Raw genomic sequence first — 17,157 nt, forward strand, 5'->3', positions numbered from 1 at the left:
AAGGGAAGGCTGCATACGGCATGCGACTGGCGGAGCTGAGCGAGCGCAGCGGGGTGTCCACCGCGACGATCAAGTACTACCTGCGCGAAGGGCTGCTGCCGCCCGGCGAACGCCTCACCGCCACGAAGGCCGAGTACGGGGAGGAGCATCTGCGCAGGCTGCGGCTGGTGCGGGCGCTGATCCAGGTCGGCCGGATGCCGGTGGCCACCGCACGCGAAGTACTGAAGGCCGCCGAGGACGAGTCGCTGAGCCAGCATCTGCGATTGGGGGCCGCGGTCTGGGCGCTGCCACACGGCCCCGGCCCCGACGAAAGTGCCCCGGAGACGGCCCACGCCCGGGAGGAGGCGAAAACCCTCCTGGACCGGCTCGGCTGGAGCCACGACCACGAGACCGGCGGCCCCTCCCCCGCCTACCGGATGCTGGTGGAGGCCATCACCTCGCTGGCCCGCCTCGGATACCCGCACGACACCGACCACTTGCTGCCGTACGCCCGGCTGGCGTCCGAACTGGCCGTCCACGAACTGGATGTGGTGGAGACGTACGACACGCCCGGCGAGCAGATCGAGGCGTCCGTCGCCCTGACCGTGCTGTACGAGCCGGTGCTGCTGAGCCTGCGACGGCTCGCCCAAGCCGAGGAGTCCGGCCGCCGCTTCGACGAGGCGTAAGACCGGGACACGATGAAAAGGCCCTCCGTGTCACCACGGAGGGCCTTTCCTGTATGTACCCCCGACCGGATTCGAACCGGCGCTACCGCCTTGAGAGGGCGGCGTGCTAGGCCGCTACACAACGGGGGCCTGAATCAGCACATCCTGTACTGCGCTGGGCTACCAGGACTCGAACCTAGACTAAATGAACCAGAATCACTCGTGCTGCCAATTACACCATAGCCCATGGTATAGACCAGTACCCCCGACCGGATTCGAACCGGCGCTACCGCCTTGAGAGGGCGGCGTGCTAGGCCGCTACACAACGGGGGCCCTAGCGATCTCCATAACCGCTGGAGATCCGTACCCCCGACCGGATTCGAACCGGCGCTACCGCCTTGAGAGGGCGGCGTGCTAGGCCGCTACACAACGGGGGCCTGGTCTTGCTTGATCAAGAGATTCTCGACGAAATCGGGAAGATCTCTTGCTGGGGTACCAGGACTCGAACCTAGACTAAGTGAACCAGAATCACTCGTGCTGCCAATTACACCATACCCCACCAAAACGCCACCCCCGTAGGGGTTTTGTCTGGGTTACGCCTCCGTCCGGCCTTTCGGCTCGCTCGGGCGGCGCAGGAAGAACATTACCCGATGGTGGACGGGCCACCAAAACGGATTGCCGGTGCGGTGGCGCCGCGTGCCGGGCACGCGGCGCCCCCTCCGGCGTCAGGCCGACAGCTTGGCCAGCGCCGCGTCGATGCGGGCCAGGGTGCGCTCGCGCCCCAGCACCTCCAGGGACTCGAACAGCGGCAGACCGACCGTGCGGCCGGTGACGGCGACGCGGACCGGGGCCTGCGCCTTGCCCAGCTTGAGACCGTGCTCCTCACCTGCGGCGAGGACGGCCTCCTTGAGGGGCTCGGCCTTCCAGTCCGCCTCGGCGAGCTCGGCGATCTTCGTCCGGGCGGTGGTGAGCAGGGCGTCCGCGCCGGGCTTCATGGCCTTCGTCCACGACGCCTCGTCCTCCACCGGCTCCGCCAGGAAGAGGAAGTCGACGTTGGCGGTGATGTCCGACAGCACCGTCAGCCGGGTCTGGGCCAGCGGGGCCAGCGCCTCGAAGGCCGCCGCGTCGAAGCGGTCCGGGGACCAGGGCGCGTGCGGGGCCTGCAGCCAGGGGCCGCACGCCTCGATGAAGGTCTTGACGTCCAGCTGCCGGATGTGGTCCGCGTTGATCGCCTCGGCCTTCTTGAGGTCGAAGCGCGCCGGGTTGGCGTTGACACCGGAGATGTCGAACGCGGCGACCATCTCCTCCAGGGAGAAGACGTCCCGGTCGGCCGAGAGCGACCAGCCCAGCAGGGACAGGTAGTTGAGCAGCCCCTCGGGGAGGAAGCCGCGCTCCCGGTAGAGGTTGAGCGACGACTGGGGGTCGCGCTTGGACAGCTTCTTGTTGCCCTCGCCCATGACGTACGGCAGATGCCCGAAGGCGGGCACCTGGCCGCCGCCCACGCCGATCTCGGCGAGCGCCCGGTAGAGCGCGATCTGGCGCGGGGTGGAGGACAGCAGGTCCTCGCCGCGCAGCACGTGGGTGATCTCCATCAGCGCGTCGTCGACGGGGTTGACGAGCGTGTAGAGGGGGGCGCCGTTGGCGCGCACGATGCCGTAGTCCGGAACGTTGTCCGGGGTGAAGGTCAGCTCGCCGCGCACCAGGTCGGTGAAGGTGATCGGCTCATCCGGCATCCGGAAGCGGACGATCGAGGCGCGACCCTCGGCCTCGTGCGCCGCGATCTGCTCGGGGCTGAGCGTGCGGCAGGTGCCGTCGTAGCCGGAGGGGCGGCCGGCCTTGCGGGCGGCCTCGCGGCGCTCCTCCAGCTCCTCGGCCGTGCAGTAGCAGCGGTAGGCGTGGCCGGCGTCCAGCAGCTTGGCCGCGACGTCGGCGTAGACCTCCATGCGCTGCGACTGGCGGTAGGGCGCGTGCGGGCCGCCGATCTCGGGGCCCTCGTCCCAGTCGAAGCCGAGCCAGCGCATGGCGTCCAGCAGCTGCGCGTACGACTCCTCGGAGTCGCGCGCGGCGTCGGTGTCCTCGATGCGGAAGACCAGGCTGCCGCCGTGGTGGCGGGCGAACGCCCAGTTGAAGAGGGCGGTGCGGACCAGGCCCACATGGGGGTTGCCGGTCGGCGAAGGACAGAAACGAACCCGCACGGGGGCGGGGGAGCTTGCGCTAGCCACGCTTGATCACCTTGTTGGTGAGAGTGCCGATGCCTTCGATGGTGACGGCGACCTCGTCGCCGACGGTGAGCGGGCCGACGCCCGCCGGGGTGCCGGTGAGCACGACGTCGCCGGGGAGCAGCGTCATCGCCTCGGTGATGTGCACGATCAGGTCCTCGATCGAGCGGACCATCTCGCTGGTACGGCCCAGCTGCCGCTGCTCGCCGTTGACGGTGCACATGATCGCGAGGTCGCCGGCCCGCTCCAGGTCGATGCCGGTCTCCACCCAGGGGCCGAGCGGGCAGGAGGCGTCGAAGCCCTTCGCCCGGGCCCACTGCTTCTCGCGCCGCTGCGCGTCGCGCGCGGTGATGTCGTTGCCGCAGGTGTAGCCGAGGATGACGTCGGCCACCCGCTCGCGCGGAACCTCGCGGCACATCCGTCCGATGACCACGGCCAGCTCGGCCTCGTGGTGCACCTCGGAGGAGAAGGAGGGGTAGGCGACGGGGTCGCCGGGGCCGATCACCGAGGTGGACGGCTTGAAGAAGACGACCGGGACGTCGGGGACCTCGTTGCCGAGTTCGGCGGCGTGCTCGGCGTAGTTGCGGCCGATCCCGATGACCTTGTTGGGCAGGACGGGCGGCAGCAGCCGGACCTTGCTGAGGGGGATCTTCTGCCCCGAGCGCTCGAATTCGGCGAAGGGGTGTCCCTTGATGATGTCGACGACGGGGCCGCCCTGGTCGGACGGCTCGCCCTCGACCACTCCGAAGGCGACGTTGCCGTCGATGGAGAATCTGGCGATGCGCACGGGAAGCTGGTGCCTCTTATCTGAACTCGCTGGAGACTGACGCTCCAGGCTATCGCCCCGCCTCCCGCGCGCCGCCGGGTCGGCTCGCCCGTCCCCCGTGCGGGGGCGCCGGCGAGTGAGCCAAAGGGGCGCGCCGGTGTCGAAAGGGAGAGCGCGCGCAGGTCCCGAGGAACGAGGGACCGAGCACGGTCGACCGTCGACACTGACTGAGGCGCCCCGGCGGGGGCACCTCCCAGCGGTAGCTGGGGGAGAACCGAGCCCCGAAATAAGCGGCTCAGTGGCCGGGGGCCTCTACGGGGGCCTCCATCAGCACGGTGCGCCGGGGGTTGGCGGTCCGGGTGGGCAGTTCGACGGGGTGCTCCGGCTGTTCGCCGGTCTCGGTCCGCAGTTCCTCGGCGTCCGCGAGATGGGCCAGGGTGGTGCGCCGGGGGTTGGCTATCGTGCGGAACATCATCGTCGTCTTCACTGGGTTTATGCCTCGCGTTGTTGTCGTATCCACTGGTGGTGTAAAGCGTCAGGCTAGGTCCGGCCCTGCCCATGCATTCGCGGAAAAAGTCTCGACCAGCATGTGATTTTGCTCACGACTGATCGGGCAAATGCCACATTCACGGCACGCGATTCGCGCCCCGAAACGGACATTGCACCCCCGAAGCAGACGTTCCGCTCTTGATCATCGCTAGCCGGACACGCCGTATGCGCGATCGACTCGTTCACAAAAGTCCGTTATCGCAGACATGACTTTCTACGTCCGGTAATAACGCCCGTACTGAGCGTCACGCGCGTCACAGCCTTACCCCTTGCCCTTGTTGCAGCATCCGGCACTGTGCTGGAATTCCCGGGACCGCCGCGGGATCAGCCGGCGCGCATGGGGGCGCAAGACAGAGAGGCGCCGAGCGGCGGGGGCTCCTCCTGTCGATATACGAAAGGAAGCGCGCCGGTCACTCACGACCGAAATGGGGGGCCGCGGTCCCCTCGACTCGACACCGCTCCACCGCTGACCCGGTGGAGCGCCTGGTCCAGAGGTTGCGACGCTAGTGCAGGGACGTTTCAAGAGGGATGGTATGGGGTCTCCCCAGGCCCGCCAGGGCCGCGGGGAAGCTTCGGCGGACCCGGAGCCGCGCGGTGGGACCGACCGCGGCTCCTCGCCCCAGCGCGCCCAGGGCGGCGGGCGGCCCCCGGCCGACCAGGGCCCCGAGGGCGGCGCCCAGAGCGCTACGAAGACCAGCGCGCCCAGCGGTGGCGGTGGCGCCGCCGAGTCCACCGCGCCGGTGACGTCCAGCGGGCCCGGCGCCCGGATGGCCCTCAAGAACTGGCGCATCAGTACCCGGCTGGTCTCCCTGCTGGCGCTCCCCGTGGTCGCCGCGACCACGCTGGGAGCGCTCCGTATCGACACCTCGCTGGACAACATCCAGCAGCTCGACCAGATGAAGCTGCTCACCGACATGACGCAGCAGGCCACTCAGCTGTCGAACGCGCTCCAGGCGGAGCGGGACAAGTCGGCGGGGCCGCTGGCCAGCAAGGGCAACGAGAAGGACGACGGTGTCGTCTCCACGCGCGAGGACACCAACCGCGCGATCGCGGCCTTCCGCAAGGCGACCGACAACGTCGAGCCGGGCGATCAGTCGATGGCCGGTGTGCAGTCGACGCTCGTCAACATCGACCGCCAGCTCGGCAAGATCAACGATATCCGTGACACGGCGTACGACAACAGCCAGTACTACTCGCTGACGGTCCAGGACTACAACGAGCTGATCAACTCGCTGCTGTCGCTGTCGCAGGACATGGCGCAGGCGACCAGCAACCGCGCGATGATCAACAACACCCGCGCGCTCGCCACCTTCTCCTCCGCCAAGGAGTACGCCTCCATCCAGCGCGCGCTCATCAGCGCCGCCCTCGCCGACCCCAAGGGCGCCCAGTTCTCCGCCAACGACAGCCGGTTCGCCAGGACCGCGGTCGACAAGGAGAACGAGGCGCTGGGCAGCTTCAAGCAGATCCGCCAGGGCAACTCCGAGGACCTGCTGGAGCCGCTGGACAGCCGCCCGGACATCAAGGCGGCGACCATGTACGCCGACCGGGCTGTGCGTGACCCGGACGGCCTCAAGGCCGAGAAGCGCACCTATCTGGACTGGTACGACCAGGACAGTATCAAGATCGACGAGATGGGCAAGATCGAGCAGACGCTGCTCAGCGAGATGACGCAGAAGTCTCGTGAGCTGCGCGATTCCGCCCAGCAGGACGCCATCCTCAACGGTGCGCTGATCCTGCTGGTGCTCGGTGTCTCGCTGGTCGGCGCGTTCGTGGTGGCCCGGTCCATGGTCCGCTCGCTGCGGCGGCTGCAGGACACCGCGCAGGACGTCGCCGAGAAGCGGCTGCCCGAGCTGGTCAAGCAGCTGTCCGAGTCCGACCCGCAGGACGTGGACACCTCCGTCGAGTCCGTCGGCGTGCACAGCCGGGACGAGATCGGCAAGGTGGCCGCGGCCTTCGACGACGTGCACCGCGAGGCGGTCCGGCTGGCCGCCGAGCAGGCGCTGCTGCGGGGCAACGTCAACGCGATGTTCACCAACCTCTCGCGCCGTAGCCAGGGCCTCATCCAGCGACAGCTCTCGCTCATCTCCGAGCTGGAGAGCCGCGAGGCCGACCCGGACCAGCTGTCCTCGCTGTTCAAGCTCGACCACCTCGCGACCCGTATGCGCCGTAACGGTGAGAACCTGCTGGTTCTCGCGGGCGAGGAGCCCGGCCGCCGCTGGACCCGGCCGGTCCCGCTGGTGGACGTGCTCCGCGCGGCCGCCTCCGAGGTGGAGCAGTACGAGCGCATCGAACTCAGCTCGGTCCCGGCGACCGAGGTCGCGGGCCGGGTCGTCAACGACCTCGTGCACCTGCTCGCCGAGCTGCTGGAGAACGCCACCTCGTTCTCCTCCCCGCAGACCAAGGTCAAGGTCACCGGTCACGCGCTGCCCGACGGGCGGGTGCTGGTCGAGATCCACGACACCGGTATCGGTCTGTCGCCCGAGGACCTGGCCGCGATCAACGAGCGGCTGGCCTCCCCGCCCACGGTCGACGTGTCGGTGTCCCGGCGCATGGGCCTGTTCGTGGTCGGCCGCCTGTCGCTGCGGCACGGCATCCGCATCCAGCTCCGGCCGTCCGACTCGGGCGGTACGACCGCGCTGGTCATGCTGCCGGTGGACGTCGCCCAGGGCGGCCGCAAGCCGGCGCCGCAGGGCGCCGGCGGCAAGGCCGGTGGGCCCGGCGGCCAGGGCGGTCCGGGTTCCGGCGGGCAGGGCGACAACGGCTCGGCGGGACTGCTCGGTTCGGCGCCCTCGCGGCGGCAGGTCCCCGGCGCGGGTTCGCGCGCCGCGCTGCCCGGCAACGGCGGCGGCGGCCTTCCGACCCGGCCGGCCGGTGCCGGTGCGGGAGCCGGTGCGGGTGCTGGTCCTTCCGGCGGCGGCGCCCCCTCCGGCCCGAACCTCTTCGAGGCGCCCGGACGCTCGCGGAACGAGCCCGGCAACGGTGCCGGTGACCCCTCCGGCCGTCCCCCGCTGCCCACGCGCGGTGACCAGGGTCCGACGGTCGCCCCGCCGACCGGTGCGCCCTCCCGCGCCGACGCGGGAGACCAGGGCAACCGTCCGCAGCTGCCCTCGCGCGACCCGGCTCGTGAGCTTCCCGGTCCGCAGCAGCAGCCCGGCCCCAGCTGGGGCCGTCTCGAGGACGAATGGCCGCGTGAAGGGCGCGACGCGGGCGACCAGCCGCGCGGGCACGAGGAGCCCGAGACCACGGGCCAGTTCGCCCGCCCGGATCTCGGCGGCCCGGGCGAGCGCCGCGACCCGTTCGGCAACCGCGGCCCCGGCGACACCGGTGAGCTGCCCCAGCTGAGCGACGGCCCCAACCTGTTCGAGCCGCGCCGCGGACCGGGTGACACGGGCGAGTTCCCGCGCCCGGACTTCGGCCGCGGGCCCGGTGACACCAGCGAGTTCCAGCGCCCCGACTTCGGCCGCGGCCCCGGTGACACCGGCGAGTTCCAGCGCCCCGACGTCGGCCGCGGCCCCGGTGACACGGGTGAGTTCGCCGTACCCGGCCAGGAAGGCCGCGGTCCCGGCGACACCGCGCAGTTCGGCCGCCCCGACTACGGGCGCGGCCCCGGCGACACCGGCGAGTTTGCCCGGCCGGAGCTGGGCCAGGGGCCCGGCGACACCGGCCAGTTCCCGCAGGTGCGGGACGACCGGAACCAGCGCGGCGGCCGCCAGGACGACGCTCTGCCGCCCGCCGCCGGCCCCGGCGACGGCCGGACGCCGATATTCGACACCATCGAATCCACCTGGCTCCACAACCAGCCCGAGACCCCGGGCAACCAGGGCGACGGCGGCCGGTACCCCGCGGAGCCGCCCGCCCAGGCTCCCGAGCCGCCCGCACAGCAGCAGCAGCCGTCGTCCTGGAACACCGGTGACTTCAACGGTGTCGGGGCAGGCGGTGTCGGGGCGGCCGGGACCGGCGGCCCGGGCGGGACCAACGGTGCCCAGCGCACCGGCGGCACCAACGGCTCCGGTTTCCAGGGGCTGGGCGGTGCGGGATCAGCGTGGCAGGCGTCGGCCAACGACGAGCGCTGGCGCCGCGCCGGACAGATCCGCGAGCCCGCCGCCGGCGGTATCACGTCGTCCGGCTTGCCACGGCGGGTGCCCCGCGCGAATCTCGTGGAGGGCGCCGCGCAGCCGTCGCAGCAGCCCGAGCAGGTGGGGCCCCAGGTGTCTCGCGCGCCCGACGATGTACGCGGGAGGCTGACCAACCTCCGCCGGGGTATTCAGCAGGGCCGCCGGGCCGGAACCGGCCTGGACGGCAATCATGATCGCGGCGTAGGCCCGACTTACCAGCAGGAGCGTTAGTTGAGCCCGATGAGCCAGGCGGCGCAGAATCTGAACTGGTTGATCACCAATTTCGTGGACAACACCCCCGGGGTGTCCCACACCGTGGTGGTCTCCGCCGACGGACTCCTTCTGGCGATGTCCGAAGGCTTCCCCCGTGACCGAGCCGATCAACTGGCGGCGGTCGCCTCCGGCCTGACCTCGCTCACCACCGGGGCCTCGCGCATCTTCGAAGGCGGCACGGTCAACCAGACCGTCGTCGAAATGGAACGAGGCTTCCTCTTCATCATGTCCATCTCCGACGGCTCCTCCCTCGCCGTACTCGCCCACCCGGAGTGCGACATCGGCCTCGTCGGCTACGAGATGGCCCTGCTCGTCGATCGCGCGGGCAACGTCCTCACCCCCGACCTGCGCGCCGAACTGCAAGGCAGCCTGTTGAACTGACCACCCACCGACCGCCCGCCCCGGCCGCACGGCCGGGGCGCCCCCCACCGGCCCCGACCGACGGCACACGTCGTCACCTTGTTGTCCGACCGGAGGACTCATGACCCCGCCCCCTGCCTCGACCGGCCCGTACGGCGGCCATCACCACACGCCGTACGGGGGTGAAGGCGACCAGCCATTGGTGCGTCCCTACGCCATGACCGGAGGCCGGACCCGGCCGCGCTACCAGCTCGCCATCGAGGCGCTGGTCAGCACCACGGCCGACCCCGCGCATCTGGCGGGGCTGCTCCCCGAGCATCAGCGCATCTGCCATCTCTGCGGGGAGGTCAAGTCCGTCGCGGAGGTGTCGGCGCTGCTGAACATACCCCTCGGCGTGGCGCGGATTCTCGTGGCCGACCTGGCGGAAGCCGGCATGGTGGCCATTCACCAGCCGGGGGGCAGCTCGGAGACGGGCGGTACGCCGGATGTGACATTGCTCGAAAGGGTGCTCAGTGGACTTCGCAAGCTCTAGCGGCGGCGCCCCGCCCGCCCGCGCGACCACCTCGGCGAAGATCGTGGTGGCGGGCGGTTTCGGCGTGGGCAAGACCACGTTCGTCGGCGCGGTCTCGGAGATCGACCCGCTGCGCACCGAAGCCGTGATGACCTCCGCCTCGGCGGGGATCGACGACCTGAGCCATGTGCAGGACAAGACCACGACGACCGTGGCGATGGACTTCGGCCGCATCACGCTGGACGACGATCTGATCCTGTATCTGTTCGGCACCCCCGGGCAGGACCGGTTCTGGTTCATGTGGGACGACCTGGTCCGCGGCGCCATCGGCGCCGTCGTCCTCGTCGACACCCGCCGCCTCGCCGACTGCTTCCCCGCCGTCGACTACTTCGAGAACTCCGGACTGCCCTTCGTCATCGCCCTCAACGGCTTCGACGGACACCAGCCCTACGCCCCGGAGGAAGTCCGCGAGGCCCTGCAGATCGGCCCGGACACCCCGATCATCACCACCGACGCGCGCCACCGCAGCGAAACCAAGAGCGCCCTCATCACCTTGGTCGAGCACGCGCTGATGGCCCGGCTCAAGTAGGAGCCGATCGCCGGAGGTTGTGCGGCAGCAAAGGTACGAGCGGGCTGTGTCCAACGACATGGCCGGCTCGTGCCTTCATAACGTTTCGACAGAGAAAAACCCGGCTCGTCGATACGGAGCGCATACGATCGACTCCGTTGTGCGTTCAATTAGTTCGGCATTTGACATGGCTCACCCTTAACGCCCGTTTTATCTCTGGTCTAGACAACAGACTGAGCGGTTTGCACAGTGTTTGGAAAGCACCTGCGGGGCGTGCTGGAATTCGCTGAACTGGGCAGTAGAGGGCTCAACTGGGAACGGCACGAGATCGGTGCCGACGCCGAGAGGTTTTGGTCGAGTGAGGCGAAGCACGCCGGACCCCGCGCAAGAAGCGCGAGGGAACTTCACCCCGCCGCCGCGTACACGCACAGCGGCTCCGCCCGCAGATGCGTCGGATCCGCCCGCCCCCACCGGTGGCCGGATCACCCCGCGGAACTGGGGGGTGCGCACGCGGCTGTACGCCATTTTGCTCATCCCCGTGCTGGTGGCCCTGGTCTTCGGCGGCTTCCAGGTGTCGGCGTCGGTCGCCACCTGGAACGAGGCGCAGGACGCGGAGCGCACCGCCAAGCTGGTCCGGGCCGCCGAGACCTACGCCCACGCCCTGGTCGACGAGCGCGACCGCACCGCCGGCCCGCTGCTGACCGGCACGAATGAGGACGTGGTGCGCAAGGTGCGCGCGACGACCGACGCGGCGGCGAAGGAGTTCGATCAGGCGGCCGCCGACATGCCGCAGACCGCGACCCTCAAACGGCGCCTCAAGGCGTTCAAGTCGGTCGAACCCCAGCTGGCGGCGGTGCGGCGGAACGCCTACACCGACCGGCTGGGCGCGGTGAAGACCGAAGAGGGGTACGTCGGCGTCGAGCACGGGCTGACCGAGTTCGCCAATGAACTGGGTCTGGGCACCGGCAACATCACCTCCTACGGCCGCACCGTCTACGCGGTCTCGCTGGCCAAGGGCGCCGAGTCGCTGCAGCGCTCCATCGGCACACATCTGCTGGTCAAGCCGGGTCCGTCGGCGGCCGACCGCAAGACCCAGCTGACCGCTTTCGGCAGCTATGTCTACCTGGAGGGCATCGCCCTCGGGGAGTTCAACGCCGCCGGCACCCCGGAGGACGTGACCCGGCTCGAGGACACCCTCACCGCGGCCAAGAAGCGGGCGCAGGCGCAGAGCGCCGAGGCCAAGCAGAAGGCCGAGGCGGCGGGGAAGACGTACACCGATCCGCCTTCCATGGACCGGATGATCCAGGCCATCGCCGGTGGGTCGGATCCCAAGGATCTGGCGGACCAGGGCATCACGCCGGACGCCTGGTTCGCCGCGTCCACCGTCAAGTTCGACGCCTACCGCGAAGCCGAGCAGAACCTCGTCGACAAGGCCGTGAACGAGGCATCGCAAATCTCCGCGAACGCAAAGCAGGACACGATCGTGAACGCGGCGATCGTGCTCGTCGCGCTGCTCGTGGCGTTCATCGTGGCCGGCCGGATGGCCCGTTCGATGAGCCACAGCATGCTCCAGCTGCGCAACGCCGCCTTCGACGTCGCCGAGCAGCGGCTGCCCATGGTGGTCGACCAGCTCTCCCGTACCGACCCGGGCCGGGTGAACACCCGGGTCACCCCGATCCCGATCAACACCCGGGACGAACTGGGCGAGGTCGCCCGCGCCTTCGACCAGGTGCACCGCGAGGCGATCCGTCTCGCGGCCGAGCAGGCGATGCTGCGGGGCAACGTCAACGCGATCTTCACGAACCTTTCCAGTCGCAATCAGGGCCTGATCGAGCGGCAGCTCACCCTGATCTCCGAACTGGAGGCCCGGGAGGCCGATCCGGACCAGCTGGAGCACCTCTTCCGGCTGGACCACCTGGCCACCCGTATGCGGCGCAACGGCGAGAACCTGCTGATCCTCGCGGGCGAGGAGCCGGGCCGCCGCTGGAACCAGCCGGTGCCGCTGATCGACGTGCTGCGCGCCGCCTCGTCCGAGGTGGAGTCGTACGAGCGGATCGAGCTGGCCGGGATCTCCGAGAGCGAGATCCACGGCACGGCGGTGACCGACCTCGTCCACCTGCTCGCCGAGCTGCTGGAGAACGCCACCACCTTCTCCTCCCCGCACACCAAGGTGCGGGTCACCGCGACCCGGCTGCCGGACGGCCGGGTGGTGGTCGAGATCCACGACAAGGGCATCGGCCTGACCGCCGAGGACTTCGCCGACATCAACCACAAGCTGGCCAAGCCGCCGACCGTGGACGCCGCGGTCTCCCAGCGCATGGGCCTGTTCGTGGTCGGCCGCCTCGCCGACCGGCACGGCATCCGGGTGCAGCTGCGCCCGGCCGGTGAGCAGGCGGGCACCACCTCGCTGGTGATGCTGCCCGAGGCGATCACCCACGGCGGTGGCGGCGAGGAGCTGCCCCAGGAGGACTTCACGGTCTCCCGGATCGCCCCGGAGCCCGAGCCGCAGCCCGCCTACACCCCCGAGGACGCCGCGCTGTCCTCCCGTACGGCCGCCGAGCTGGGCTTCGACGACTCCTCGTACGCCCAGGAGCAGTTCCAGCGGCAGTACGGCGGGCTGCAGGCCATGCAGCACGAGCAGGAGCCGCGGCACGACCCGGCCGAGCCCGATTTGCTGGCCCAGCCCGGTCCGGGACCGGCCGCTCCCGGGTACCAGGATTCCGCCTTCTCTGAACCGGAAGCGGACTTCAGCGTCCAGACAGAGCCGGAACAACAGCCGTACGCGGGCTACAACTCACCTCCCCAGCAGGGAGAGTGGGGCGATTCCGGATCTTTTGAAATGCCCTTCGCGTCGCAGTTCGGGACGCAAACGGAATCGGGACCCGGCGGTCCCGAAGTTTCCCGGGACCGCGTAGAGTTCCACCGTCCGGGCCCCTCTCCGAGCGGCGTCCACTCGGTGACCGACGCAGGGCTTCCGCGTCGCGACAAGCAGTGGCAGCCGATCGAGGAGACAGGGGCACAGGCGGCAGTCGGGGAACCGGCGGCGGCCGCGGTGCCGGAACGGCCGCGGCAGGCCCCGCAGGAGGACGGTAACCGGTGGCAGTCGGAGAACGACCAGCGCTGGCACCGCGCCGAACAGCTCCGCGAGCCGAAGGCCGGCGGAGTCACCTCCTCCGGTCTGCCCCGGAGGGTGCCCAAGGCCAACCTGGTCGAGGGCGCCGCGGAGCCCACCGGACAGGGCGGCCCCCAGGTCTCCCGGGCCCCGGAGGACGTCCGCGGCAGGCTCAGCAACCTGCGCCGCGGCATCCAGCGGGGACGCGACGCGGGAGCCGGGATCACCCCGCGTGACCAGCATGACCAACAGGGCTTCGGCCCCGGCAGCACCTACGATCAGGAGCGTTAGTGTGAGCCCGATGAGCCAGGCGGCGCAGAACCTGAACTGGTTGATCACCAACTTCGTGGACAACACCCCCGGGGTGTCCCACACCGTGGTGGTCTCCGCCGACGGACTCCTTCTGGCGATGTCCGAAGGCTTCCCCCGTGACCGAGCCGATCAACTGGCGGCGGTCGCCTCCGGCCTGACCTCGCTCACCGCCGGAGCCTCCCGCATCTTCGAAGGCGGCGCGGTCAACCAGACCGTCGTCGAAATGGAACGAGGCTTCCTCTTCATCATGTCCATCTCCGACGGCTCCTCCCTCGCCGTACTCGCCCACCCGGAGTGCGACATCGGCCTCGTCGGCTACGAGATGGCCCTGCTCGTCGATCGCGCGGGCAACGTCCTCACCCCCGACCTGCGCGCGGAATTGCAAGGCAGTCTTCTCAACTAGCAAACATGGAGTGCGTTTCGCGCCACCGCGCCATAGGGTGCGGTGGCGCGACCGGCCGACAGGCACGTTGGAGTTGGAGGAGGAAACGTGGCAACGCCCCCTAGCGGATATCCGTACGGCCATGGGCAGCCGTCCGAACCGCGTGGAGAAGCCCCGATGAAGCGCTTCAACTTCCCCTCCGCGCCGAGCCGCCAGGCCCGCTCCCCGTACCCGGGCGAACCGTCCCCGGAGTACCCCGGCGAGCAGCCCCAGGAGCCGATGCCCCCGCAGCCCTGGACCCCACAGGGCCAGCAGGACCTCTACGCGCCCTCCTACGCGCCCCCCGAGAGTCCTATGTACGAACCACCGCAGCCACCCCGCATCCAGCCCGTACAGCCGCCTCAGCGCCTCGCTCCGGAACCTTCCCCAACGGGAGGCGCGCATAACCCCCTGGTGCGCCCGTACGCCATGACCGGGGGCCGGACCCGGCCCCGGTACCAGCTCGCCATCGAGGCACTGGTACACACCACGGCCGATCCCACCCAGCTCCAGGGCCAGTTGCCCGAGCACCAGCGGATCTGCCACCTGTGCCGCGAGATCAAGTCGGTCGCCGAGATCTCCGCACTGCTCACCATCCCCCTCGGCGTCGCCCGGATCCTCGTAGCCGACCTGGCCGAGGCCGGGCTCGTCGCCATTCACCAGCCCGGCGGCGACGAGTCCGCCGGCGGCCAGCCTGACGTGACACTGCTCGAAAGGGTGCTCAGTGGACTTCGCAAGCTCTAGCGGTGCAGCCCGCTCCACCACCTCCGCGAAGATCGTGGTGGCGGGCGGCTTCGGCGTGGGCAAGACCACGTTCGTCGGCGCGGTCTCGGAGATCAACCCGCTGCGTACCGAAGCCGTGATGACCTCCGCCTCGGCGGGGATCGACGATCTCACCCACGCGCCGGACAAGACCACCACCACGGTGGCCATGGACTTCGGCCGCATCACGCTCGACCAGGACCTGATCCTGTACCTGTTCGGCACCCCCGGGCAGGACCGGTTCTGGTTCATGTGGGACGACCTGGTCCGCGGCGCCATCGGCGCCGTCGTCCTCGTCGACACCCGCCGCCTCGCCGACTGCTTCCCCGCCGTCGACTACTTCGAGAACTCCGGACTGCCCTTCGTCATCGCCCTCAACGGCTTCGACGGACACCAGCCCTACAGTCCCGAAGAGGTCCGCGAGGCCCTGCAGATCGGCCCCGACGCGCCGATCATCATCACGGACGCGCGCCACCGCAGCGAGGCCAAGAGCGCGCTGATCACGCTGGTCGAGCACGCGCTGATGGCCCGGCTGCGTTAGCCGTGTCCGGTTCCGGCGGGCCCCGGCCCGCCGGAACCGGCCCGGACCGCCGGTGCCGGATACGCGAAATCCCCCGCCCTCCATCGGAGTGCGGGGGATTTCGCGTGCGTCGGGCGAGGCGCGTCAGCCCTGCCAGCTGTGCGGCGCGCTGAACGCAGGGCGGCGCTCCAGGCGGCGCCAGCGCGCGGCGCTGCGGCGCGGGCGGGCCTCGGCGCCGTCACGGGAGTGACCGGCGGTGGCGGCGGCGCGGGCGAGCAGCACCGCGGTGACGGCGGCCAGCTCCTCGGCGTCGGCGTGGCCCTTCTCGACCCGGACCAGGGTGGCGGCCGCCGAGGCGGGGCCGGCGATGTCGGTGGGCGTGCTCACGGTGTTCGTCTCCCTCGTGGCGTTACTGCGGCGGGTTGCCGTGCTTGCGGGACGGCAGGTCGGCGTGCTTGTCGCGCAGCATCGCCAGGGACCGGATGAGGACCTCACGGGTTTCGGACGGGTCGATGACGTCGTCCACCAGGCCCCGCTCGGCCGCGTAGTAGGGGTGCATCAGCTCGGACTTGTACTCCTTGACCATGCGCGCGCGCATGGCCTCGGGGTCGTCCGCGTCGGCGATCTGACGGCGGAAGATCACGTTGGCGGCGCCCTCGGCGCCCATCACCGCGATCTCGTTGGTCGGCCAGGCGTAGGTCAGGTCGGCGCCGATGGACTGGGAGTCCATGACGATGTACGCGCCGCCGTACGCCTTGCGCAGGATGACCGAGATCCGCGGCACGGTCGCGTTGCAGTACGCGTACAGCATCTTGGCCCCGTGCCGGATGATCCCGCCGTGCTCCTGGTCGACGCCGGGCAGGAAGCCGGGCACGTCGAGGAAGGTGATCAGCGGGATGTTGAACGCGTCGCACATCTGGATGAAGCGCGCGGACTTCTCCGACGCCTCGATGTCCAGCACCCCGGCCAGCGACTGCGGCTGGTTGGCGATGATGCCCACCACCTGGCCGTCGAGCCGGGTCAGCGCGCAGATGATGTTGGTCGCCCAGCGCTCGTGGACCTCCAGGTACTCGCCGTCGTCGACGATCTCCTCGATGACCTTGCGCATGTCGTACGGGCGGTTGCCGTCGGCCGGGACGAGGTCGAGCAGCGCCTCGCCGCGCCGGGCGGCCGGGTCGTCGGACTCGACGGCCGGCGGGTTCTCCCGGTTGTTCTGCGGCAGCAGCGAGAGGAGGTAGCGCACCTCCTCCAGGCAGGTCTCCTCGTCGTCGTACGCGAAGTGGCACACGCCCGAGGTCTCGGCGTGCACGTCCGCGCCGCCCAGACCGTTCTGGCTGACCTTCTCCCCGGTCACCGCCTGGACCACATCGGGCCCGGTGATGAACATCTGGGACGTCTCGCGGACCATGAACACGAAGTCCGTGAGCGCCGGCGAGTAGGCGGCGCCACCGGCGCACGGGCCGAGCATCACGCTGATCTGCGGGATGACGCCGGACGCCTTGGTGTTGCGCTGGAAGATGCCGCCGTAGCCCGCGAGCGCCGAGACGCCCTCCTGGATGCGGGCCCCCGCGCCGTCGTTGAGGGACACCAGCGGCGCCCCGGCCGAGATGGCCATGTCCATGATTTTGTGGATCTTGGTGGCGTGGGCCTCGCCCAGCGCCCCGCCGAAGATCCGGAAGTCGTGTGCGTAAACGAACACCGTCCGTCCGTGGACGGTCCCCCAGCCGGTGACGACCCCGTCGGTGTAGGGCTTCTTGGCCTCGAGCCCGAATCCGGTCGCGCGGTGCCGCCGCAGCGGCTCCACCTCGTTGAAGGACCCCTCGTCCAGCAGGAGATCGATCCGCTCGCGAGCCGTCAGCTTGCCCTTGGCCTTCTGGGCCTCGGTCGCCCGCTCGCTCGGGCCGCGCCGAGCCTGCTCGCGGATCGCGTGCAGCTCGGCGACGCGCCCGCGGACGTCACTCGCCTCTTCGGGCGCACCTTCGAGATTGGTCATGGAACGACGGTACGTTCCCGGGCCCTCGGATA

14 protein-coding genes and 5 tRNA genes are annotated in these 17,157 nt (G+C 70.2%); 9 read left to right on the forward strand and 10 right to left on the reverse strand.

The window, feature by feature from the left end:
* Nucleotides 1–20 precede the first annotated feature (20 nt).
* Nucleotides 21–665 carry a MerR family transcriptional regulator gene (locus tag ACFZCY_RS27510; protein ID WP_391178744.1) on the forward strand — a complete coding sequence of 215 codons (645 nt, stop codon included), beginning with the start codon at nt 21–23 and terminating at the stop codon, nt 663–665.
* Nucleotides 666–721: 56 nt separating this feature from the next.
* Here ACFZCY_RS27510 and ACFZCY_RS27515 read toward each other — a convergent pair.
* From ACFZCY_RS27515 to ACFZCY_RS27550, 8 genes are all read right to left on the reverse strand, one after another.
* Nucleotides 722–794 (reverse strand) — tRNA-Glu (locus ACFZCY_RS27515).
* 25 nt (nt 795–819) lie between these two features.
* Nucleotides 820–891: transfer RNA gene (locus ACFZCY_RS27520), tRNA-Gln, on the reverse strand.
* Between the two features lie 13 nt (nt 892–904).
* A tRNA-Glu gene (locus tag ACFZCY_RS27525) sits at nt 905–977 on the reverse strand.
* A 31-nt stretch (nt 978–1,008) separates the two neighbouring features.
* A tRNA-Glu gene (locus tag ACFZCY_RS27530) sits at nt 1,009–1,081 on the reverse strand.
* A gap of 50 nt (nt 1,082–1,131) precedes the next feature.
* Nucleotides 1,132–1,203: transfer RNA gene (locus ACFZCY_RS27535), tRNA-Gln, on the reverse strand.
* A 166-nt stretch (nt 1,204–1,369) separates the two neighbouring features.
* A complete protein-coding gene (gene gltX / locus ACFZCY_RS27540; RefSeq protein WP_391178747.1) occupies nt 1,370–2,866 on the reverse strand; it encodes a glutamate--tRNA ligase in 1,497 nt (498 codons plus the stop codon).
* Nucleotides 2,859–3,650, reverse strand: a complete 792-nt coding sequence (locus ACFZCY_RS27545) for a fumarylacetoacetate hydrolase family protein (RefSeq protein ID WP_391178750.1) — start codon at nt 3,648–3,650, stop codon at nt 2,859–2,861. Before ACFZCY_RS27545 ends, gltX begins: the two co-directional genes overlap by 8 nt.
* A gap of 274 nt (nt 3,651–3,924) precedes the next feature.
* Nucleotides 3,925–4,116, reverse strand: a complete 192-nt coding sequence (locus ACFZCY_RS27550; RefSeq protein WP_361478102.1) for a hypothetical protein — start codon at nt 4,114–4,116, stop codon at nt 3,925–3,927.
* A 595-nt stretch (nt 4,117–4,711) separates the two neighbouring features.
* Here ACFZCY_RS27550 and ACFZCY_RS27555 point away from each other — a divergent pair.
* The 8 genes from ACFZCY_RS27555 (at nt 4,712) to ACFZCY_RS27590 (ending at nt 15,153) form a co-directional block, all read left to right on the forward strand.
* A complete protein-coding gene (locus tag ACFZCY_RS27555; protein WP_391178753.1) occupies nt 4,712–8,524 on the forward strand; it encodes a nitrate- and nitrite sensing domain-containing protein in 3,813 nt (1,270 codons plus the stop codon).
* Nucleotides 8,525–8,533: 9 nt separating this feature from the next.
* Nucleotides 8,534–8,947 carry a roadblock/LC7 domain-containing protein gene (locus ACFZCY_RS27560; protein WP_009714791.1) on the forward strand — a complete coding sequence of 138 codons (414 nt, stop codon included), beginning with the start codon at nt 8,534–8,536 and terminating at the stop codon, nt 8,945–8,947.
* A gap of 100 nt (nt 8,948–9,047) precedes the next feature.
* Nucleotides 9,048–9,458: a DUF742 domain-containing protein gene (locus ACFZCY_RS27565; RefSeq protein WP_055547352.1), complete on the forward strand. Its 411-nt coding sequence runs from the start codon at nt 9,048–9,050 to the stop codon at nt 9,456–9,458.
* On the forward strand, nt 9,439–10,026 hold the full coding sequence (locus ACFZCY_RS27570; RefSeq protein ID WP_391178757.1) for an ATP/GTP-binding protein: 588 nt from the start codon (nt 9,439–9,441) through the stop codon (nt 10,024–10,026). The genes ACFZCY_RS27565 and ACFZCY_RS27570 overlap by 20 nt, the downstream gene beginning before the upstream one ends.
* A gap of 481 nt (nt 10,027–10,507) precedes the next feature.
* On the forward strand, nt 10,508–13,408 hold the full coding sequence (locus ACFZCY_RS27575; RefSeq protein WP_391178760.1) for a nitrate- and nitrite sensing domain-containing protein: 2,901 nt from the start codon (nt 10,508–10,510) through the stop codon (nt 13,406–13,408).
* 10 nt (nt 13,409–13,418) lie between these two features.
* Nucleotides 13,419–13,832 (forward strand): roadblock/LC7 domain-containing protein, encoded by a 414-nt coding sequence (locus tag ACFZCY_RS27580; RefSeq protein WP_009714795.1) that lies wholly within the window; start codon nt 13,419–13,421, stop codon nt 13,830–13,832.
* An 87-nt stretch (nt 13,833–13,919) separates the two neighbouring features.
* Nucleotides 13,920–14,594, forward strand: a complete 675-nt coding sequence (locus ACFZCY_RS27585; RefSeq protein WP_391178762.1) for a DUF742 domain-containing protein — start codon at nt 13,920–13,922, stop codon at nt 14,592–14,594.
* Complete coding sequence (locus ACFZCY_RS27590; RefSeq protein WP_078510301.1) at nt 14,575–15,153, forward strand: ATP/GTP-binding protein; 579 nt, start codon at nt 14,575–14,577, stop codon at nt 15,151–15,153. Before ACFZCY_RS27585 ends, ACFZCY_RS27590 begins: the two co-directional genes overlap by 20 nt.
* A 123-nt stretch (nt 15,154–15,276) precedes the next feature.
* Here ACFZCY_RS27590 and ACFZCY_RS27595 read toward each other — a convergent pair whose 3' ends face one another.
* Both ACFZCY_RS27595 and ACFZCY_RS27600 read right to left on the reverse strand, forming a co-directional pair.
* Entirely contained in the window at nt 15,277–15,519 is a 243-nt protein-coding gene (locus tag ACFZCY_RS27595; RefSeq protein ID WP_055547361.1) for an acyl-CoA carboxylase subunit epsilon, read from the reverse strand.
* Nucleotides 15,520–15,541: 22 nt separating this feature from the next.
* Nucleotides 15,542–17,125 carry a carboxyl transferase domain-containing protein gene (locus tag ACFZCY_RS27600; RefSeq protein WP_391178767.1) on the reverse strand — a complete coding sequence of 528 codons (1,584 nt, stop codon included), beginning with the start codon at nt 17,123–17,125 and terminating at the stop codon, nt 15,542–15,544.
* Nucleotides 17,126–17,157 lie beyond the last annotated feature (32 nt).

The sequence above is a fragment of the Streptomyces sp. NPDC007983 genome (assembly GCF_042958345.1).
Lineage (GTDB): Bacteria > Actinomycetota > Actinomycetes > Streptomycetales > Streptomycetaceae > Streptomyces.